The organism is Bradyrhizobium sp. NBAIM18, from assembly GCF_020193825.1.
Taxonomy (GTDB): domain Bacteria; phylum Pseudomonadota; class Alphaproteobacteria; order Rhizobiales; family Xanthobacteraceae; genus Bradyrhizobium; species Bradyrhizobium yuanmingense.
On sequence record NZ_JADYVO010000007.1, the window covers coordinates 61,121 to 80,260 of the forward strand.

The following is a 19,140-nucleotide window of genomic DNA, read 5'->3' on the forward strand; positions in this document are numbered from 1 at the left end:
AAATCCGGTGAGGTTTTATCTGGGAATCATATAGCGCATCACACCCCTGATAACCACCCTTGCCGAGCTTTGGGGAAGCGCTTTTTCCCACTGTTTTTCCAGAGACTTACGCCCTTCGCGCCACGGCCGCGGACGGGGCCGGAACGGACTGGGCGGAACCGGCTCTCACGCCCCGAAAGTCACCCGGTGCATGATGCGCCCAGGCACCAGCGTGAACAGTCCTGCCACCACCAGGGCGCCGAAGAAGATCAAGATCATCATCCGCCGGTGGTCGGCGACGCGATGGGTGCGCGCACGCCATACCGCCAGCGGCAGCACCGCCAGGGTGAAGATCGACAAGAAATGGATCGGGCTGAACGGCCCGACCAGACGGATCTCGTGGATCCAGAACGACGAGGCGGCCACGAACACCATCAGGACCACCCAGATCCAGCCGATAGTCCGGTGCGGCAGCGTGCCCTTGGGGGCGGAGAACTGGAAGAGGCCAAGCACAAGGGCGGCCATTGCGGCAAAGGCATGCAGCGGGACCACCGGCGCGGCCTCAAGCAGCGGCGCAAGGCTCATGCAGGGCTTCCTCGTGTCCGGCGGAGGCGCACATAAGCTTAGGCCGGAAAAGCCGTCGACCAAAAGAACTGTATTTATGTAGCAGGAACTCTCGGAAGCCCGCCCGAAAAGCACTGACCAATCATCCCGCCGATACCTGACCGATCGTCTCCGAGAGCGGCAAAGTGACCAACGTCCTTTTCGTCTGCAGCGCCAATCGCCTCCGCAGCCCTACCGCCGAGCAGGTGTTTTCGACCTGGCCCGGGATCGAGACCGACTCGGCCGGCATTTCGAACGGCGCGGACGTCTTGCTGTCCGCCGAGCAGATTGAATGGGCCGACGTCATCTTCGTCATGGAAAAGACCCACCGGACCAAGCTGAACCGGAAATTCCGCTCCAGCTTGTACAACAAGCGGGTCATCTGTCTCGACATTCCGGACGACTATGAATTCATGGATCCTGTCCTGGTGCGGATCCTTGAAAACCGAGTTGGCCGTTATCTGCGCCGAGACTAGCCGCCTCTTCCGAAGTCCTAGAACGGGATATCGTCGTCCATGTCGCTGTTGCGGCCGCCGCCGGCGGCAACGGGACGGCGCGGCGCGCTGCTGACGGGTCCGGAGGAGCCGAAGTCGCCGCCCGGCTCGTCGCCGAAGCTGCCACCTCCGCCGCCGCCACCGCGGCCGTCCAGCATCGTCAGCGTTGAGTTGAAGCCCTGCAGCACGACCTCGGTCGAGTATTTCTCGACGCCGCTCTGGTCGGTGTACTTGCGGGTCTGGAGCGCGCCTTCGATGTAAACCTTTGCGCCCTTCTTCAGATACTGTTCGACGATCTTGCAAAGCGGCTCAGAGAAGATCACGATGCGATGCCACTCGGTCTTCTCCTTGCGCTCGCCGGTGTTCTTGTCGCGCCAGGTCTCCGAGGTCGCGATGCTCAAATTCGCGATCGGCCGCCCGTCCTGGGTGCGGCGGATTTCGGGATCCTTGCCGAGATTTCCAACCAGAATGACCTTGTTGACGCTTCCCGCCATCGCCGCTCTCCACTCCGAATGCCACTGAATTTCAAAAGGGCCGATCCGCTGCCCGCGTTCCTCTGCGCCCGCTAGGGCGACCCTATACGCTTGCGGGCGCCGATCAGCCCGCTACCCCCAGGGTTATCCCCACATATAGCATCGCGCGCACGTCTGTTCCAGATTTGTTCTCGGCGCGAGCGAGCGGATATTTCCGCGTTCCCTCTCATGCCACAAAAAAGGACAGCCCTCGAATGGAACCTTTTTGGGTTCCCGAGAATGGTAAATACTACTTAACATTCATCAAGTTGGAACCATTCATTAAGCCAGCGAGTGTGGCATTCCGGAGACGGACTCTGCCCTTTCCTTAAGCTACCTTTGCCTTGGAATTGATTCATATGGGTGTCGCGTCTGATCAGCCGCTTCGGGGACTTTCATGAAGCGGACGAAACTTGGGGAGACTGCAATGAATAAGATTCTTTTCGGCGTAATCAGTGCAATGGCATTGGGGCTGTCGGCTCCGGCAAGCGCGGCGGATATGGCTGCGCGTCCCTACACCAAGGCTCCGGCCCCGGCGGTCGCCGCGGTTTACGACTGGAGCGGCTTCTACATCGGCGTCAACGGCGGCGGCGGCACGAGCCGCAAGTGCTGGGACTTCGTGACCCCGGTCACGGGCGTTCTGGTGGCTGAAGGCTGTCACGATGCGACCGGCGGCACGGTCGGTGGCCAGATCGGCTACCGCTGGCAGTCGGCCAATTGGGTGTTCGGCCTCGAGGGCCAGGGCAACTGGGCTGACTTCTCGGGGGACAACGTCAGCCTCCTCTTCCCTGGAAGCGCTTTGGTCACCGGTGATCGTAACCGCTCTCACATCGATGCTTTTGGCCTGATCACGGGGCAGGTCGGTTATGCCTGGAACAACGTGCTGCTCTATGTGAAGGGCGGCGCCGCCGTAGTCGGGGATAAGTACGACGTCTATGCCGCGCCTGGCACGCCTGGCGCCGGCACGCTGCTGGCGTCGGCTCGCGAGACCCGCTGGGGCGGCACCGTTGGCGCCGGCCTGGAATTCGGATTTGCTCCGAACTGGACGCTCGGCGTCGAGTACAACCACATCTTCCTCGGCGACCGTACGATCGCCTTCACGACGCCTGCGGGCGTTGCCTTCGGGAGCGATCGCATCAGTCAGGACGTCGACATGGGTCTGGTCCGCCTGAATTATCGCTTCGGCGGCCCGTTGGTCGCGAGGTACTGATATCCCTCTCATTTCGCGAGCAAATGGAAGGGCCGGCCCTGCGCCGGCCCTTCTTTTTTTCGGCACATGCCTGGACGTAAATAAGTCAGTAACCATCACCTTTTGGACTGTTGTGGCTTTTCGGAGACACAACTTGCGGCTTTGGTGGTGTAAACACGACGTCAGTTGGGCCGTTTGAGTCCGCTGCCCTTCCGCGAGGAAGGCAACAACAGAAACTGGGACTGGGATTAAGTTGAAAATGAAGAAGGTTTTGTTGGCTTCGGCCTGTGTATTCGCTCTCGCGGCCCCCGCTTCGGCTGCTGATCTGGCAGCCCGCCCCTACACCAAGGCGCCTGCGCCTGTGGCCTCGGTCTACAACTGGACCGGCTTCTACCTCGGTATCGTCGGCGGCGGCGCCTGGGAAAACAGCTCCGATGATCCGCGCATGCAGGGCGGTTTCGTCGGCGGCACCGTTGGCTACAACTGGCAGACCTCCAACGTCGTGTTCGGCATCGAAGCTGATGGCGCGTGGGCTGACGTAAACGCCTCGGCGACCGGTCTTGTTGATTTTGGTGGCGCCCTCGTTCCCACGACGGTCAGTTCGCGTATCGACGCGCTCGGCACCGTGCGTGGTCGCATCGGCTGGCTCGCTTCCCCGAGCGTCCTGCTGTACGCCACGGGTGGTTACGCCTGGATCAACAACAAGATCAGCGTCAGCGCGCCCCCTGTTCTGAGCCTCTCGGAGAGCCAGTTCCATTCGGGCTGGACGGTCGGCGCGGGCGTCGAGGCGATGTTTGCTCCGAACTGGTCGGTCAAGGGCGAGTACCTCTATCGCAGCCTGGGCGGCGAGACCTACTTCTCGGGCGTCTTCCCGGTCAACACCGGCACTCTCGACCTCCACACCGTGCAGGTCGGCGTGAACTATCACTTCGGCGGCCCGGTCGTCGCCAAGTACTGATCTAAAGTACTGATCACGACCGACGTCACATCGTCACGAAAGGCCGGCCTCGCGCCGGCCTTTTTGTTTGTTGCGGCCGCCCGTTCGCTCGCGTTTTCGAAGGGGTGTGGCCGCTGGGTGACACAACCTTTGGCTTCAATGGTGTAAAAGCAATGACGTTGCTTGAGTCATAAGGTCCGCTGCTCTTCCGCTCTCCGGAAGACCGGAATGAGAAATGGAAGTGGGGAATGGATATGAAGAAGCTTTTGCTGGCTTCGGCCAGCTTGTTCGCACTCAGCGCGTTGGCACCGGCCTCGGCGGCCGATTTGGCGGCCCGCCCCTACACCAAGGCTCCGGTGGCACCGATCGCGGTGTACAACTGGAGCGGCTTCTACCTCGGCGCCAACGCCGGCGGTGGCTGGAGCCGCAACTGTTGGGATCTCACCAGTGTCGGCCCCTTCGTGGTCGCTCCGGCGGTGGCCGAAGGTTGTCACAATGCGACCGGCGCACTCGTCGGCGGCCAGATCGGTTATCGCTGGCAGTCCGCCAACTGGGTGTTCGGTCTCGAAGCCCAGGGCGACTGGGCTGACCTGAAGGGTTCGAACATCAGCTCGCCTGCCGCGCTCGCGCCGCTGGTGAACGAGACCAGGATCGACGCCATCGGCCTCTTCACTGGCCAGGTCGGTTATGCCTGGAACAACGTGCTTTGGTACGTGAAGGGCGGCGCTGCCGTCACTCACAACAAGTACACTGGCAGTTTTGGCGGCGTTACGCTCGACACCGCGAACGAAACGCGCTGGGGCGGTACCGTCGGCACCGGCATAGAATTCGGCTTCGCCCCGAACTGGTCGGTCGCTGTCGAATACAACCACCTGTTCATGGGCAGGCACAACGAGACCTTCACCTTCCTCGGCGTGACCACTCGCACCGACAGCATCAAGCAGGACGTGGACATGGCTACCGTTCGACTCAACTACACCTTCGGTGGCCCGGTGGTCGCGAAGTACTGAACTTCCCTGCCGAGGTCACATCGTCACGAAAGGCCGGCCTCGCGCCGGCCTTTTTGTTTTGGCTGGGTGCTCCGCGAGCGGTTCCGCGCGTTCCTGCTGCCAGATCCCGCCAGCACGCCAACAATCCGTTGACGATTCGCAAGTCCCACTGGAAATCCGCCGCCGTTCTTCCTACGTTCGCTGCCATACCCATCGGCGCCGATCCCGGTTCCGGGCGCAGCGCGCCTTTTTTGTTGGCGCGATCGCGCACCTTTGGGCTTCCTTGAGGGCAACTCGGATGGATGAAGTGATCAAGGCGAAGCGCCAACAACAGAACGCGGGCTCCAGCCTGCGCGCAATTACGATCCGCGGCGCGCGCGAGCACAACCTCAAGAATATCGACGTCGAGATTCCCCGCGACAAGCTGGTGGTGTTCACCGGGCTATCCGGCTCCGGCAAATCCTCGCTCGCCTTCGACACCATCTATGCCGAGGGCCAGCGCCGCTACGTCGAATCGCTGTCGGCCTATGCCCGCCAGTTCCTGGAGATGATGCAGAAGCCCGACGTCGACCAGATCGACGGCCTGTCGCCGGCGATCTCGATCGAGCAGAAGACGACGTCGAAGAACCCGCGCTCCACCGTCGGCACCGTCACCGAGATCTACGACTACATGCGCCTGCTCTGGGCCCGCGTCGGCGTGCCCTATTCGCCGGCCACGGGCCTGCCGATCGAGAGCCAGACCGTCTCGCAGATGGTCGACCGCGTGCTGGCGCTGCCCGAGGGCACCCGCCTCTATCTGCTCGCCCCCGTCGTGCGAGGCCGCAAGGGCGAGTACAGGAAGGAGCTCGCCGAATGGCTCAAGAAGGGCTTTCAGCGCGTCAAGATCGACGGCACCTTCCATGAGCTGGCGGAAGCCCCTAGCCTCGACAAGAAATTCCCGCACGACATCGACGTGGTGGTCGATCGCATCGTGGTGCGTGCCGATATCGGCCAGCGCCTCGCCGAGAGCTTTGAGACCGCGCTGAAGCTCGCCGAAGGCCTTGCCGTCGTCGAGTTCGCCGATGCTCCCGCAGCAGCGGCTCCCGCGGAGGAAAAGAAGAAGACCGCAAAGATTCACGACAAGAGCGGCCCCGAGCGCATCCTGTTCTCGGAAAAGTTCGCCTGCCCGGTCTCCGGCTTCACCATCCCCGAGATCGAGCCGCGCCTGTTCTCCTTCAACAATCCCTACGGCGCCTGCCCCGCCTGCGGCGGCCTCGGCGTCGAGCAGCATGTCGACGAGGACCTCGTCATCCCCGAGAAGGATCTGACGCTGCGCAAGGGCGCGATCGCGCCCTGGGCCAAGTCGTCGTCGCCCTATTACGTGCAGACGCTGACCGCGCTCGGCAAGCACTACAAGTTCACACTCGACACCAAGTGGAAGGATTTGCCGAAGAAGACGCAAAACGCGATCCTCTACGGCTCGGGCGAGGACGAGATCAAGTTCTCCTACGAGGACGGGGTGCGCTCCTACGACACCAAGAAGCCGTTCGAGGGCGTCATCACCAACATCAACCGCCGCTACCGCGAGACCGAGAGCGAGTGGGCGCGCGAGGAGCTGGCGAAATATTTCCACGACGTCCCCTGTGAGGGCTGCAAGGGCTTTCGGCTCAAGCCCGAGGCGCTCTGCGTCAAGGTCGGCGGCAAGCATATCGGCGAAATCTCCGAGCTGTCCGTGAAGGGCGCCGGCGCATGGTTCGAGACCGTGCCGGAGGCGCTGAACGCGCAGCAGAACGAGATCGCGGGCCGCATCCTGAAGGAGATCCGCGAGCGCCTCACCTTCCTGCTCGACGTCGGCCTCAATTATCTGACGCTGTCCCGCTCCTCCGGCACGCTGTCCGGCGGCGAGAGCCAGCGCATCCGCCTCGCCTCGCAGATCGGCTCGGGGCTCACAGGCGTGCTCTACGTGCTGGACGAGCCTTCGATCGGCCTGCACCAGCGCGACAACGCCCGCCTGCTCGATACGCTGAAGCGGCTGCGCGACCTCGGCAACACCGTGGTCGTGGTCGAGCATGACGAGGACGCCATTCGTCTCGCCGACTACGTGCTCGACATCGGCCCCGGCGCCGGCATGCATGGCGGCAACATCGTCGCCGAAGGCACGCCCGCCGAGATCATGCGCAACCCGAAATCGCTGACCGGCAAGTACCTCACCGGCGAGCTCGAGGTCGAGGTGCCGGAGCGGCGTCCGCCGAACCATCGCCGCACCATCAAGGTGGTGAACGCGCGCGGCAATAACCTCAAGAACGTCACGGCGGAAATTCCGCTCGGCCTGTTCACCTGCGTCACCGGCGTCTCCGGCGGCGGCAAGTCGACGCTGCTGATCGATACCCTCTACCGCGCCATCGCCCGCAAGCTGAACAATGCCAGCGAGGGCGCCGCCCCGCACGACCGCATCGAGGGCCTCGAGCACATCGACAAGATCATCGACATCGACCAGTCGCCGATCGGCCGCACCCCGCGCTCGAATCCCGCGACCTACACCGGCGCGTTCACGCCGATCCGCGAATGGTTCGCCGGCCTGCCGGAAGCGAAGGCGCGCGGCTACGAGCCCGGCCGCTTCTCCTTCAACGTCAAGGGCGGCCGCTGCGAGGCCTGCCAGGGCGACGGCGTCATCAAGATCGAGATGCACTTCCTGCCCGACGTCTACGTCACCTGCGACGTCTGCAAGGGCAAGCGCTACAACCGCGAGACGCTGGAGGTGCTGTTTAAGGGCAAGAGCATAGCCGACGTGCTCGACATGACGGTCGAGGAAGCCGCCGAGTTCTTCAAGGCGGTGCCGCGTGTCCGTGAGACGTTCCAGACCCTGCACCGCGTCGGGCTCGATTACATCCATGTCGGCCAGCAGGCGACGACGCTGTCGGGCGGCGAAGCCCAGCGCGTCAAGCTGGCAAAGGAATTGTCAAAACGCGCCACCGGCCGCACGCTCTACATCCTGGACGAGCCCACCACCGGCCTGCACTTCCATGACGTCAAGAAGCTGCTTGAAGTGCTGCACGAGCTGGTCGCGCAAGGAAACACGGTCGTCGTCATCGAGCACAATCTCGAAGTCATCAAGACCGCCGACTGGGTCATCGACTTAGGCCCCGAAGGCGGCGACGGCGGCGGCGAGATCGTCGCCTGGGGCCCCCCGGAAGACATTGCGAAAGCGCCGCGGAGCTATACGGGGAAATTCCTGGCCCCGGTGCTGGAGAAGGCGCGGAAGCCGAAGCGGAGGCGTGCGGCGAGCGAGGCGGCGGAGTAGATTGCGCTGCATCGAAGCCACAGGGCTGTAGGGCGGATTAGCGGAGCGTAATCAGCCACTATTCGATCGGGAAAGAACCGACATGTCCGCTGGACTCGTACAAACCTACCGCGCCTTCGCCCACAACAACGCTTGGGCGAACCATCGCCTGCTCGCCGCCTGCGCTGCGCTATCCCAGTCTGAATTCGAAGCCCACCGCACCGGCTTCTTTCCAAGCCTGCAGCGTACGCTGAACCACATCTACATCATCGACTTCTTCTACATCGATGCGCTTGAAGGGGGTTGGCTCGGACCGGCAGCCTGGAAGAACGAGGTGCCGTACCCCTCCTTAGCCGAGCTGAAAGCTGCCCAGGCCGCAATGGACAAGCGCCTGATTGCGATCTGCGATGCGCTGACAACTGAACGGCTCGACGCCTTCGTCCGGATTAACCGCGATACGAGCGTTCAAACCGAGCGCTGCGACCGGCTGCTCATGCATCTCTTCCAGCATCAAATTCATCACCGCGGACAGGCGCATGCCATGCTGTCCGAAACAAGGGTCGTACCGCCGCAGCTTGACGAGTTCTTCGCGGAGGGCGAAGCGCCGCTGCGAGCCGCCGAATTCGCCGAACTCGGCTGGACCGAGGAGACCGTTTGGAAATCCAGGACGTAAGCTACGCCAGGAACTCCGGCGGCACACGGTCGGTCAGCCACACACCGTTCTCTGCGCGAAAAAACTTGAATCCCTTGGCATGCATGCTGCCGGCATCGACCTTGAAGATGTGCGGCTTGCCGTGGCGCTGACCGACACGCTGCGCAGTCGCCTCAAGCACGATTGGCCCCTGTCGCTTTGCGGCCCGGAGAAGCGAGAAGTCGCGATCCTTGGTGACGAGAATGGCAGATCGGGAAGCGGCTTTCTCTCGCGTGACTGTCCCGCGGACAGCAATCCCAGAACGTCGGCAACCGTGATGCGCAGATCGCGAATGCAGCGGCGCCCATGCATACGCTGCGGATCGACCGTAATCCTTGTCAGTAGCTCCGACATCTGTCACCTCTAGAGCTTGATATAACATCTCCGGTCGCATCTGTCAGCGCTTGCGGGCGGAAGCCCGATGCGCAGGACCGCCGGGTAACCCCGTCCCACATGCCCTACGCCCTCGCCATCTTCGACCTGGACGGCACCCTCGCAGACAGCTTTCCGTGGTTCCTGCGCACTATTAACGACGTCGCCGACCGCTTCAATTTTCGTCGTGTCGCGCCTGAGGACATCGAAGAGCTCAGACATGCGTCGAGCCGCGAGATCCTCGCCAAGCTGGAAGTGCCCATGTGGAAGCTGCCGGCGATTGCGCGGCATGCGCGGCGGCTGAAGGCGGAGGCAGCAGCTGAGATTTCGTTGTTCGCGGACGTCGAGACGATGCTGCGAACGCTGGCCGAGAACGGCGTGCAGCTCGCGCTGGTGACGTCCGACAGCGAGGCCAATGCGCGCGAGAAGCTCGGGGACGCCGCAGCGCTGTTCTCGCATTTCGACTGCGCGGCGTCGCTGTTCGGCAAGGCCGCGAAATTCCGCCGGGTCATCCGCCGCGCCGGCGTCGCGCCTAGCAGGGTGATCTCGATCGGCGACGAGGTCCGCGACATCGACGCGGCGCGGGCGGTCGGGATCGCCTGCGGCGCGGTGTGCTGGGGCTATGCGGCACCGGCGGCGCTAACGGCGCTTCGGCCCGACCATGTGTTCGAGCACATCCGTGACATCGCGCCGGCGCTGATCGGCGTCACAGCTCCGATGCGGGCTTAACACCACCGCGCGGCCGTATTGCTTTTCCATCGAGAGCCCGGGCCGGCCCTCACTCACTCGCCGGATCGACCGGCAGCCTTGCCCGAGGCTCCCGCTCCGATCTCCCGGTTCAGGCACGCAAAAGCCTCTTTCACGTAGACGGCCAAAGGCCGCTTGCCCTGGTCGCGATTCCAACTGTCCATCGCAAGCCGCAAGGCTCCGACCGACATCATGGCGACCACGCGCAGCGCAGCCTGCCGATGCGGCTGCGGCCACATCTGGGACAGCGCCGCGAACACGGCAGCTTCCTTCTCGACGTATTTCGCCTGCTGCCGGATGCGAAGCGACTCGTTCGCGGACATCAGGCGCTCGATCACTTTTATTTGCTTGTAATCGACCGGGAAGCGGGCTGTCAGCTCCAGCAGGCCGTTCCTTGCGGCATCGAGCGGCGACTGCTTGGTCGTTTGCTCGAGCACGGCGGCACGCAAGGTCTCGCTGAAACCACCATCCTGCCACGCCAGGAGGATCTCTTCCTTGGACTTGAAGTAGTAGAAGAACGTCCGCCGCGAGATCCCCGCCGCCTCCGCGATCGCGTCGAGCGTGGTGGCATCATAGCCCCTGGTCAGAAACAGTTTAAGGCCCTGCTCGGCGATACGATGCAGCGTTTCGCGCCGCTTCCGCTCGCGCAGGCCTTCCTCCTTCCGGGATGAACTTTTCATGACCTGTTTTGCCATGAAATCGACCAGTTTGCAAAATTACACTAAGTGCAATACATCAATTACACTCGGTGCGACTTCATACAAGGTGCCTTCATGGTGAACGGGTTGAGCGACACTTCCTCTCGGCATGTGCGATCCGCGCACGCGAATGGCGCGGGCGGTGCGAGCGGAGCGACAAGCCTGACCCGACGGCGGTTCGGTGCCGCGCTGCTGGCGGTCGCCGTCACGGCGACGCTCGCCGCGCCTCCAGCCCGGGCGCAGTCCGCGCCCCCCGCGGTCGTCGACTTCGACTGGGTCGATCCGGCGCGTTCGCGGCCCGTTCCGGCGCGCCTGCACTGGCCGGCGGATATTGCGCCGGGATCGCGCGTGCCGCTCATCGTGTTCTCCCATGGGCTCGGCGGCTCTCGTCGGGGCTACAGCTATCTGGGGCGATATTGGTCGGCCCGCGGCGTCGCCAGCCTGCATGTTCAGCATGCCGGCAGCGATTCCTCGCTCTGGGCGGGCAATCCCCTCGCCGTCGTGGACCGCCTGCAGCGTGCCGCTCACGAGAGCGAGGCGCTGGCGCGAGCCCTGGATCTGCGCTTTGCCCTGGATCGCATGCTGTCGAGTCCCCATGGTGCCCACGTAGACCGCCGGCGCATCATGGCGGCGGGGCATTCCTATGGGGCGAACACGGCGCTTGTTGCGGTTGGCGCCCGCGTGATGCGCGACGGCAAGTGGGTCGAGGCCCGCGACCCGCGCTTTGCCGCCGCCATCGTCATTTCGGCCCCTCCATTCTATGGCGAACCCGATCTTGCCTCGGTGTTGAGCAGGATCACCGTTCCAACCCTGCACGTGACGGCGACGAAGGACGTCATCCAGATCCCCGGATATTACTCACCCGCTGCCGACCGGCTGGAGGTCTTCAACGCCATTGCCACACCGCGCAAGCTGCTTGCCGTGTTCGAAGGCGGCTCGCACAGCATCTTCACCGATCGCTCCTTCACCGGTGGTCCGGCGCTCAACCCGAAAGTGAAGCTCGCGACGGCCGAGCTCACCCTGGCCTTTCTCGACCTGGTTTTCGATGGCAACGGTGCCACGCTGGCGCGCTGGAACGTGACCTGGCAGCCCATGCTCGCCTCGGCGCCGGGCGCCGCACCTTCTCCCCTGCCCGTCGCGCAGTCCCGGCGCGTGGCCCAGGGAGTGGCGACCGGTCTCGTTCCCTCGCAATGAGGTGGCTCGCAGTTGCGGTCTTGAGCTCGATGGCCGCCGGTTGCGCGGCGGCTCCGCTGGAACGAGCGGGGTCGCTGGCCTCCTACGACGATCTCACGCCGTCCGATGGTCTCTTGACCAAGTCGCAGCTCCGGATCAGCAAGGCTGATGTTCTCGCCGCGAAGACCGCTCGCATCGAGCCGACCGCGTTCACGGCGACCGCAGCCAGCCAGCCGTTCACGCCGCAGCAGCGCAGGCTGATCAAGAACGCAATCAACAGAGCGATGTGTCTTGCGCTCAGCGAGCGCTTCCGGATCGTAGCTCCCACGGAGGCTGCGGACTTGAATGTTCGCGCCGTCATCACACAGATTGCGCCGACCGATGCGGCGGCAGCCGGCGTCTCCAAGGTTGCGAGCGTCGTGCCCTCCATCGTCGCTCCCGGCGTGCCCATTCCGGTGCCGCGGCTTCCGATCGGACTGGGAAGCCTGTCCGTCGAGGCCGAGGCCCGCGACCGCAGCGGCAATCAGCAAGCGGCCATGATCTGGGCGCGCGGAGCGAACTCCTTCACCAGCGCTCCGCGTGTATCAAGCGATGGGGATGCCTATGATCTGGCCGAGGCTTTCGGAAGCGATTTCGGGAGGTTTCTCGTTGCCGCGGAGAGTCCGTTCGGGAAGGTCCCCGCGCCGCCGTCCGTCGACAGATTGAGCGCCTCTCTCGGTGGTGCGCCCAAGGAAGCGATCTGCGAAACATTCGGCCGGGCGCCAGGATTGGCGGGTCTGGCCGGAGAAAGAATCGGGTTGCCGCCGGACTGGACCGACCGAGGTGCGCCGGAGAACACGATGTTGGAAGCGCAGAACGTCAATTGAACTCTGGCGGGATGGCCGTTTGAATTCGGCCAGCCCGAGGAAGCTGCCGCGGATCCGGCAAACTACTCCGTCCTGCGCAGGAACGCCCCGAACGCCCGTGGGCCGTCGCCGGTTCTGATCTCGCCGATGACCTTCAGCTCGGCCGCATCGATGATGCCAAGCGTGTTGCTCTCCCAGCAGGCGACGATGACGCGCTTGCCGTCGGCGGTCGCCGCGATGCCTTCGGGATAGTCGCCGACATTGATGCGCTTGATCGGCTTCAGGCTCGCAAGGTCGAACACGCTAACAGTGCCGGCATATTGGTCGGTGACGAAGCCGCGCCCTTGCGTGAGCGCCACCGCATAGGGGCGCATGCCGACCGGCACGCGGCCGATCTCGCGGCCGTCTGCAATGTCGATCACCGAGACATCGTCGGAGCCGACATTGGCGGTGTAGGCGCGCCTGCCATCGGCATCGATGGTGACGCCGAACGGGCGGGTACCGACCTTGATCACGGCCTTGCGCTGGCGCGTCGCCGTGTCGACCACCGAGACACTGTCGTCGTCGCGGTCGGCCGAGAGCAGCAGCTTGCCATCCGGCGTCAGCGCGAGGCCCGAGGGCGAGGCGCCCACCGCGATGCTCGCGGTGACGCTGCGCGAGGCCGTATCGATCACCCGCACCGCGGCGGCATACCAGTCGGCGACATAGACCGCCTTGCCGTCGGGCCCCACGACAATGCCGAGCGGCCCGCCGCCGACCTCGACGCGGCCAGCGACCTGCCGCGTCGCTGCGTCGACCACCGTCACTGCCTTGGCATCCGGGCTCGTGACATAGGCAAAGCGCCCATCGGCGCTGACGGCGATTCCGGCCGGCTTGCCGCCGATCGGGATGGTCGCAACGCTGCGCGACGTCGCGAGATCCACGACCATCAGATCGTCGCTGAGCTGGTTGGTGACGAACGCCTCCTCGGCGGCTGCGCTCCCGATTCTCGCATGACAAAGGCTGGCGGCGAGCGCCGCCAGAACCAGCGCCCGCACGATCAGCTACCGCTCTCGATCTTCTTCTTGAGCGCCTCGAGCCCGGCCTTGTACAGCCCGCTCACGGCCTTGATCGCGGCCTCGTCGCTCAGCTCCGGCGGCGGGTCGTTGTTGGGATAGCCGCGATAGAACGCGCCGGCCCATTCCAGCTTGGCCTTGCCATCAGGCGCGGGCGAGACCGTCAGCGTCGAGGAATAATTGGTCACAGGCAGCACCTTCACGTCGACCTTGGTGATCCGGTACGAATAGCTCTGCATGTCGGGCTCGTATTTGTAGAGCTCCTCCTCGACCGTCCCGCCGCCCGTCAGGGTCAGCTTGCGCGTCGCGCCGATCTCGTTGCCCTTCTCGCCTTCGGTCTTGGTGACCGGCTGAAGCCAGCTCATGTCCTGGAAATTGCCGATCACCGCCCACACCTTGGCGGGGGCCGCGTTGATCTCGATGGATTCCCGCACCTTCTGCCGCGTCGGCCCATGGGCCCAGACCGGCTCGAAGGCGGTCATCAGAGCCATCCCCGCCACCGCCAGCGCCGCCACCCCGGCGATCGCCGGTCCGCTTCTCATCCTCATTTCGTTTCCTCGTTTCTCAACCTGCGCGACTTGGAACGCGCGCTGAGGTCATGCTAGCGCATTTTTGGGCCATGGGGAGACCCGTTCGTGGCACGGCGGTGGCAAAGCCAATGCACACCATTGATTGGGTTGGCCGACGGGCAAAACACCAGACCGGGGTCAACCTGGCCACGCCCAAATAATTCGCTTTACTAGAATTCGGATTTATCGCATGTTGCGGCCACCCCAACCCGGGCCGAGGGGCGCATCGCGATCGTCACGAACGCGGGATGGGAGGTGGTGGACGCAGGCAGCGTCGCGCGCAAGCGGTTTGCAGGGCGGATCACTCCGTGAGCAGGCGAGGCGCGCACACGACGGGCGCAGTCTGCGTACGGCAAAATCGTGTGGTCCTGGCGCCCGGGGTCTGTGCGCCAAGGCTTGCGGTGACGTTGCGGGCCGACCGGGCCCGCACCGTCAGCCATCCGCAAGGCGACGGGGGCAATAGTGCATCGCTCCCCGGGGAGAGCACGACATAAGCCGTCAACCCACTGCGCAGGGAAGGCCGGATGTTTGGCTTCACCTGTATGCCGCTGTGCAGCTTTTTCAAGCACACGCTTCGCACAGTGGACCGTGGGTGCCCGGCCGGCACCCGGCCTTCCCTGCGCCCTCGGCACTTTCGAGGGTGGCGAATGCAGCAAAGCTCGGGCGGAATCCGCCGCGAGGATGCGAAACCGTGCCAGCGAATTGATAACGGTCTCGTGCCACGGACGCTGCGCAGCACCATAAGCGCGTTCACGCGCGTCTTCGACGCTATGGTGATGCGCTGCAGAACCGGAGCCCATGCATCCGCGATGCTGCGGCTTTCTGAGTCCCGGCTCTGCGCCGCAATGCTCACGCGTTGCAGCTTGTCCGGGACACGGGAGTTGGCGCACTGCTGCTCCACACTCCGTCATTGCGAGCGCAGCTAAGCAATCCAGACTGCTGCCGCGGAAAGATTCTGGATTGCTTCGCTGCGCTCGCAATGACGACGGAGAGAGCTACTGTTAGGGGATCCCCTCACCTACTCCGCCAGCGTCGCCTCCACGAACCCGTGCGGATCAGCACAAAACTCGCGCATCAGCCGGTAATGGTCGGTCTGCTCCACCGTGATGGGCTCTAGGCCGTATTTGCCGAGCCGCAGCAGCCGCGCGTTGGGATAGGCCATCAGCATCGGCGAATGCGTTGCCATGATGACCTGGCAGATGCGGGACTCTTCCATGCGACGCAGCAGCTTGAGGAATTCGATCTGGCGCGCCGGCGACAACGCCGATTCCGGCTCGTCGAAGATGAAGATGCCCTGGCGCTGGCAACGCTCCTCGAAGAAACGCAGGAAGCCTTCGCCATGGGAGTGCGACAGGAAATCGGGGCCGACTTGGCCGGCATCCCGCGCAGCCTTGTCCAGATATCGCGCGACCGAGAAAAAGCTCTCCGCACGAAAGAACCAGCCGTTGGTGATCTTCGGCAGCCAGCTTGCGCGCAGCGCCTTGGAGAGTTGGCCGCCCATCTCCTCGCGCGCTTCGGAATGATCGACCGGCTTGTAGCCCTTGCCGCCACCGGCATCGTCATAGCCGGCGAGCGCTGCGATGCCTTCGAGGATGGTCGACTTCCCGGCACCGTTCTCTCCAACGATGATCGTGATGGGATTATCGAATCTAAGCTCGAAATCGTCAGGGAAGATGGGCAAGCAGAACGGATAGGCCTCGCGGTCGCGAACCTGCGACGGATCGAGCCATACCCGCTTCAGATACGGCGCTGGCAGGTTGATCGTTCGATTGCCTCTTCGTGCCATGACTTCCCGCCGCTCCTCGCGTCCGCGATGGAACGTAACAGGAACATTTGGAGTGCAGAAGCGCTATCTTGCACCCACTCCCTTACGGCTGACGAGCTAGTCCCCTGCCTCCAGCACCAGCTCCATCGTCATCAGCACCGGATTGTCGCCACGGATCAGACGCCCCTCCGCAACGCCGCCGGTATAGTCGATCAGGGCGACATCGAGCGCAGCTTCCAGCGCGCCGGAGGCGCCGGGCGCGATTGTCCCTGCCGTAATCGCCAGCTCCGTCGCAAACGGCTCGGTCACGCCGCCATGGCTGAAGCGCGCGCCGATGGTCGAGCCGACGCCGCCATGAATCTTCGCGCGGGCGATACCGTTCGTGCGGCAGAATGCTTCGAGTGCGCCGGCAAAATCCTGGTTCGGGCGCAGGCGGAGCGCGAAGGCGCGGCTCGTTGTGCGCGCGCCGGTGCTTGCAGCCGCGACCGGTCCGAACAGCTTGAAGTTGGTCTCCGCATCAGGCTCGGCCGTGAACACCGCACCGTTCAGACCGAAGGCCTCGACCTCGAACGGCTCGGCGACGACGGTCTCGTCCGGCATCATGTGGCCGCCGCTCGTCTTGCCGTCAGCCTCCGTCCACAGTCCGTGGCAATGAAAGAACGGCGCACCGTCGCGCGTGCCGAGCGTCATGCTGCCGAGCCTCAAACGCGTCACGCCGGCGGGCCGGAACGTATCGCTGTAGAACGCCGCATTCTCACCGGTCTTCGACAGCGCCGGCATGACATAGGCGAACGGCCCGAGCGCGCCATGGCGAAAATTCAGCACGCCGCCGGCGAAGCCCTCCGCGGCAAAGCCGCGCCGCGCGGCCTCCAGCAGCGGCAGACCGGCCTGAAGTGTGAACGAGAAAGCGCGTCCCCTCGCCTCCACCCATTGAATGCGTTCGGGAAGCGGCGCGCCCGGCTGCTTGATGCTCCGCATCTGGTGCGCTCAGCTCGCCTTGTCGAGGTCGAGCAGCCCGCGCGCCTCGAGCTCGTCGCGCACCATGCGCTTCGGCACCTTGCCGTAGCCCGATTTCGGCAGCGCGTCCCAGAAGAAGAAGCGCTTCGGCATCTTGTAGCGCGGCACTTTCGGCGACAAGAACGCCGCCATCTCCGCTTCGGTCACCGCCTTCGCGCCTTCTCGGACGACGCAGACGGCGACGCCGACCTCGCCCCAGGTCGCGTCGGGCACGCCGAGCACGGCGACCTCGCCAATCCCGGGATGGGTCAGGATCTTCTCCTCGATCTCGCGCGGATAGATATTGGAGCCGCCGGAGATGTACATGTCCGACGCACGTCCTGTGATGTACACAAAACCCTCCTCGTCCATGTGGCCGAGGTCGCCGGTGCGGAACCAGCCGTTGCGGAACGCCTTCGCGTTGGCTTCGGGGTTGTCGTAATAGCCGGCGAACACGGCAGGCCCGATCACGCAGATCTCGCCGCTCTGGTTAGCCTTGAGCTCGCGGCCCTCATCGTCCTGAATCGACACCTGCATGCCGGTGCGCTCGAAGCCGCAGGTGCCGATCCTGGCGTGCGGGCCGTCCTCCGGGTCGTGCAGCGCCGCCGGCAGCACGGTGATGTTGCCGGTGACCTCACCGAGGCCAAAATACTGCACGATCACCTTGCCGAGCTTCTTCAACGCCGCCTTCTGGTCCTCGCGATACATCGGCGCGCCCGCATAGATGACGTAGCGCAGCGAGGAATGGTCGTATTTGTCGGCGGCGGGATGCTCGACCATCATCTTCAGGATGGTCGGCACGGTGAAGAGATTGCTGACGCGATGCGCCTCGATCAGGCGGAACGCCTCGTTGATGTCGAATTTCTCGGTCGGCAGCAGCACGGTGCGCGCGCCGCGCGCGGTCTGCATCAATTGGTGCACGCCGGCGCCGTGCGACAACGGTGCCACCACCAGCGAGGCATCCTGCTCGGTCGTGCCGGGCGTCAGATCGGCGAGATGATTGGTAACGACGAATCCCATCTGGCCGTGGGTGAGCACGGCCGCCTTGGAGCGTCCGGTGGTGCCGGAGGTGAAGAAGAACCAGCAGGGATCGTCATGCTCGACCGCGACATTCTCCACAACGGCGCCCGCATGCGAGGCGATCGCATCGGCCACCGAGCGCTCGCCGAACGCGGCCTTGCCGTCGACGCTCCAGGTGAACTGCAGCGATCCGCCCTGCACCGCCGCGGCATGCTCGGGGAAATCGACATGGCACAGGAACGCCTTGGCGCCGGAGGCCTGCGCGAGATAGCTGACCTCATCCGGCATCAGACGGAAATTGGTGGGCACCCAGACCGCACCGAGCCGGAACGCCGCGAACATCGAGACAAACATCTCATCGCCATTCTTGGAATGGACGAGGATGCGGTCGCCCTTGGCAATGCCCCGCGCGGCGAGCGCCGCGGCCAGGGCCGAGACCTGCGCATCGATCTCGCGCCAGGTCCAGGACTTGTCCCCCCAGACGAAGCCGGGACGCGCGCCATGCCGCCGCGCATTCTGGGTCAGCATATAGGCGAGATTCATGACGCGGCGGGACATGCGCAGGGGCTGCATCGGGCTTCCTCATGGGCGACGGATGGCACGGAAGCCGTCCGTTCATTGCAGCCCATTTATCGCCAACGCCAGCGGCCCTGCAAGGCCGGCTGCGCCGCACCTGGTCTACGGCTGCTTGAACGCAAAAGGCGTCGCCGTGATGGTCCGGGTCTTCCAGCAGGCCTGCGGACCAAAGCCGCCGCAGAAGCTGCCATGCAGATCGAAGCGGATGGTGCGCGCGGCGCCGCGCTTCACCGGTGGGGCCATGATCTTGTAGCGGAGGACGTAGCCGTCGAAGACCTCGCGCACGCTGCCGTCCGGCAGCGTCACCAGGATCTTCATGACGCAGCCGCCGGTTCCGCAATAGGTCGTCTCGCGATCGCCGCATTTGGTGTCCTGGAAATCGACGATGTAGTCCTCGCGGCCATCGCCGGTCAGGTCGATCCTGCGCACCGTATCATGCGCGAAGGTCACCTCGCCGCCTTGCTGGCTCTCGCATTCCTCGTTGGCGTAGCGCACAGCCTTCTGCACGCCGGGCGGATAATCGGCCGGATTGAACGGCTTTGCGTCGTCGGCACGCGCGCCGGTCACGAGCAAGCTGAGCAGGAGGATCAGATATCGCATTGGCGTTGGTCGCAACCACAAACGATATCGTTCAGAGAATCTTAAACATGATCGACGCAACCTCGCTGGTT

At 64.2% G+C, this 19,140-nt stretch carries 18 protein-coding genes and 2 pseudogenes; 9 read left to right on the forward strand and 11 right to left on the reverse strand.

What is annotated here, in order from left to right:
* Window positions 1–165: 165 nt before the first annotated feature.
* Window positions 166–564 (reverse strand): DUF2306 domain-containing protein, encoded by a 399-nt coding sequence (locus I6F17_RS17425; protein ID WP_036028159.1) that lies wholly within the window; start codon window positions 562–564, stop codon window positions 166–168.
* A 164-nt stretch (window positions 565–728) separates the two neighbouring features.
* On the opposite strand from I6F17_RS17425, the gene I6F17_RS17430 reads away from it, so the two are divergent.
* Entirely contained in the window at window positions 729–1,058 is a 330-nt protein-coding gene (locus I6F17_RS17430) for a low molecular weight protein tyrosine phosphatase family protein (RefSeq protein ID WP_036012656.1), read from the forward strand.
* 17 nt (window positions 1,059–1,075) lie between these two features.
* Here the strand turns inward: I6F17_RS17430 and I6F17_RS17435 are convergent, their stop codons facing one another.
* Window positions 1,076–1,570 carry a single-stranded DNA-binding protein gene (locus tag I6F17_RS17435; RefSeq protein ID WP_225129306.1) on the reverse strand — a complete coding sequence of 165 codons (495 nt, stop codon included), beginning with the start codon at window positions 1,568–1,570 and terminating at the stop codon, window positions 1,076–1,078.
* 445 nt (window positions 1,571–2,015) lie between these two features.
* On the opposite strand from I6F17_RS17435, the gene I6F17_RS17440 reads away from it, so the two are divergent.
* The 5 genes from I6F17_RS17440 to I6F17_RS17460 all read left to right on the forward strand — a co-directional run bounded on the left by I6F17_RS17440 (window position 2,016) and on the right by I6F17_RS17460 (window position 8,635).
* Window positions 2,016–2,798: an outer membrane beta-barrel protein gene (locus tag I6F17_RS17440; RefSeq protein WP_036028162.1), complete on the forward strand. Its 783-nt coding sequence runs from the start codon at window positions 2,016–2,018 to the stop codon at window positions 2,796–2,798.
* Window positions 2,799–3,036: 238 nt separating this feature from the next.
* Entirely contained in the window at window positions 3,037–3,735 is a 699-nt protein-coding gene (locus tag I6F17_RS17445; RefSeq protein WP_036012666.1) for an outer membrane protein, read from the forward strand.
* 233 nt (window positions 3,736–3,968) lie between these two features.
* Window positions 3,969–4,724, forward strand: a complete 756-nt coding sequence (locus I6F17_RS17450; protein ID WP_036028173.1) for an outer membrane beta-barrel protein — start codon at window positions 3,969–3,971, stop codon at window positions 4,722–4,724.
* A gap of 277 nt (window positions 4,725–5,001) precedes the next feature.
* The gene (gene uvrA, locus I6F17_RS17455; protein ID WP_057029260.1) at window positions 5,002–7,983 is read left to right on the forward strand and encodes an excinuclease ABC subunit UvrA; all 2,982 of its coding nucleotides are present in this window, start codon (window positions 5,002–5,004) and stop codon (window positions 7,981–7,983) included.
* A gap of 82 nt (window positions 7,984–8,065) precedes the next feature.
* The gene (locus I6F17_RS17460; protein ID WP_225129304.1) at window positions 8,066–8,635 is read left to right on the forward strand and encodes a DinB family protein; all 570 of its coding nucleotides are present in this window, start codon (window positions 8,066–8,068) and stop codon (window positions 8,633–8,635) included.
* Window position 8,636: 1 nt separating this feature from the next.
* Here the strand turns inward: I6F17_RS17460 and I6F17_RS17465 are convergent.
* A pseudogene (locus tag I6F17_RS17465) lies at window positions 8,637–8,783 on the reverse strand (RNA 2'-phosphotransferase); the annotation flags it as partial.
* A 110-nt stretch (window positions 8,784–8,893) separates the two neighbouring features.
* Window positions 8,894–9,007, reverse strand: a pseudogene (locus I6F17_RS17470) (DUF433 domain-containing protein); the annotation flags it as partial.
* Window positions 9,008–9,106: 99 nt separating this feature from the next.
* Here I6F17_RS17470 and I6F17_RS17475 point away from each other — a divergent pair.
* Entirely contained in the window at window positions 9,107–9,754 is a 648-nt protein-coding gene (locus I6F17_RS17475) for an HAD-IA family hydrolase (RefSeq protein WP_036044196.1), read from the forward strand.
* A gap of 53 nt (window positions 9,755–9,807) precedes the next feature.
* On the opposite strand, the gene I6F17_RS17480 is transcribed toward I6F17_RS17475, so the two are convergent.
* Window positions 9,808–10,452: a TetR/AcrR family transcriptional regulator gene (locus I6F17_RS17480; protein WP_036044218.1), complete on the reverse strand. Its 645-nt coding sequence runs from the start codon at window positions 10,450–10,452 to the stop codon at window positions 9,808–9,810.
* A 93-nt stretch (window positions 10,453–10,545) separates the two neighbouring features.
* On the opposite strand from I6F17_RS17480, the gene I6F17_RS17485 reads away from it, so the two are divergent.
* Complete coding sequence (locus I6F17_RS17485) at window positions 10,546–11,664, forward strand: acetylhydrolase (protein WP_225129302.1); 1,119 nt, start codon at window positions 10,546–10,548, stop codon at window positions 11,662–11,664.
* Window positions 11,665–11,693: 29 nt separating this feature from the next.
* Window positions 11,694–12,509 (forward strand): DUF3313 domain-containing protein, encoded by an 816-nt coding sequence (locus tag I6F17_RS17490; protein WP_346657035.1) that lies wholly within the window; start codon window positions 11,694–11,696, stop codon window positions 12,507–12,509.
* Between the two features lie 62 nt (window positions 12,510–12,571).
* On the opposite strand, the gene I6F17_RS17495 is transcribed toward I6F17_RS17490, so the two are convergent.
* The 6 genes from I6F17_RS17495 to I6F17_RS17520 form a co-directional block, all read right to left on the reverse strand.
* Window positions 12,572–13,525 carry a YncE family protein gene (locus I6F17_RS17495; protein WP_225129297.1) on the reverse strand — a complete coding sequence of 318 codons (954 nt, stop codon included), beginning with the start codon at window positions 13,523–13,525 and terminating at the stop codon, window positions 12,572–12,574.
* Between the two features lie 2 nt (window positions 13,526–13,527).
* Window positions 13,528–14,091, reverse strand: coding sequence for an SRPBCC family protein (locus I6F17_RS17500; protein WP_036044199.1), 564 nt, complete (start codon window positions 14,089–14,091; stop codon window positions 13,528–13,530).
* 1,039 nt (window positions 14,092–15,130) lie between these two features.
* Window positions 15,131–15,898: an AAA family ATPase gene (locus I6F17_RS17505; RefSeq protein ID WP_225129295.1), complete on the reverse strand. Its 768-nt coding sequence runs from the start codon at window positions 15,896–15,898 to the stop codon at window positions 15,131–15,133.
* A gap of 96 nt (window positions 15,899–15,994) precedes the next feature.
* Entirely contained in the window at window positions 15,995–16,855 is an 861-nt protein-coding gene (locus I6F17_RS17510; protein WP_225129293.1) for a DUF296 domain-containing protein, read from the reverse strand.
* 9 nt (window positions 16,856–16,864) lie between these two features.
* The gene (locus tag I6F17_RS17515) at window positions 16,865–18,466 is read right to left on the reverse strand and encodes an acyl-CoA synthetase (RefSeq protein ID WP_225129291.1); all 1,602 of its coding nucleotides are present in this window, start codon (window positions 18,464–18,466) and stop codon (window positions 16,865–16,867) included.
* 105 nt (window positions 18,467–18,571) lie between these two features.
* On the reverse strand, window positions 18,572–19,069 hold the full coding sequence (locus I6F17_RS17520) for a hypothetical protein (RefSeq protein ID WP_225129289.1): 498 nt from the start codon (window positions 19,067–19,069) through the stop codon (window positions 18,572–18,574).
* Between the last annotated feature and the right edge of the window lie 71 nt (window positions 19,070–19,140).

What these genes read in the sequence shown, in the direction of transcription:
- I6F17_RS17425 (WP_036028159.1), bottom strand. Translation starts at nt 564, where the DNA reads ATGAGCCTTGCGCCGCTGCTTGAGGCCGCGCCGGTGGTCCCGCTGCAT.
- I6F17_RS17440 (WP_036028162.1), top strand. Translation starts at nt 2,016, where the DNA reads ATGAATAAGATTCTTTTCGGCGTAATCAGTGCAATGGCATTGGGGCTG.
- I6F17_RS17490 (WP_346657035.1), top strand. Translation starts at nt 11,694, where the DNA reads ATGGCCGCCGGTTGCGCGGCGGCTCCGCTGGAACGAGCGGGGTCGCTG.
- I6F17_RS17435 (WP_225129306.1), bottom strand. Translation starts at nt 1,570, where the DNA reads ATGGCGGGAAGCGTCAACAAGGTCATTCTGGTTGGAAATCTCGGCAAG.
- uvrA (WP_057029260.1), top strand. Translation starts at nt 5,002, where the DNA reads ATGGATGAAGTGATCAAGGCGAAGCGCCAACAACAGAACGCGGGCTCC.
- I6F17_RS17480 (WP_036044218.1), bottom strand. Translation starts at nt 10,452, where the DNA reads ATGAAAAGTTCATCCCGGAAGGAGGAAGGCCTGCGCGAGCGGAAGCGG.
- I6F17_RS17460 (WP_225129304.1), top strand. Translation starts at nt 8,066, where the DNA reads ATGTCCGCTGGACTCGTACAAACCTACCGCGCCTTCGCCCACAACAAC.
- I6F17_RS17450 (WP_036028173.1), top strand. Translation starts at nt 3,969, where the DNA reads ATGAAGAAGCTTTTGCTGGCTTCGGCCAGCTTGTTCGCACTCAGCGCG.
- I6F17_RS17500 (WP_036044199.1), bottom strand. Translation starts at nt 14,091, where the DNA reads ATGAGGATGAGAAGCGGACCGGCGATCGCCGGGGTGGCGGCGCTGGCG.
- I6F17_RS17515 (WP_225129291.1), bottom strand. Translation starts at nt 18,466, where the DNA reads ATGCAGCCCCTGCGCATGTCCCGCCGCGTCATGAATCTCGCCTATATG.
- I6F17_RS17510 (WP_225129293.1), bottom strand. Translation starts at nt 16,855, where the DNA reads ATGCGGAGCATCAAGCAGCCGGGCGCGCCGCTTCCCGAACGCATTCAA.
- I6F17_RS17505 (WP_225129295.1), bottom strand. Translation starts at nt 15,898, where the DNA reads ATGGCACGAAGAGGCAATCGAACGATCAACCTGCCAGCGCCGTATCTG.
- I6F17_RS17520 (WP_225129289.1), bottom strand. Translation starts at nt 19,069, where the DNA reads ATGCGATATCTGATCCTCCTGCTCAGCTTGCTCGTGACCGGCGCGCGT.
- I6F17_RS17475 (WP_036044196.1), top strand. Translation starts at nt 9,107, where the DNA reads ATGCCCTACGCCCTCGCCATCTTCGACCTGGACGGCACCCTCGCAGAC.
- I6F17_RS17445 (WP_036012666.1), top strand. Translation starts at nt 3,037, where the DNA reads ATGAAGAAGGTTTTGTTGGCTTCGGCCTGTGTATTCGCTCTCGCGGCC.
- I6F17_RS17485 (WP_225129302.1), top strand. Translation starts at nt 10,546, where the DNA reads ATGGTGAACGGGTTGAGCGACACTTCCTCTCGGCATGTGCGATCCGCG.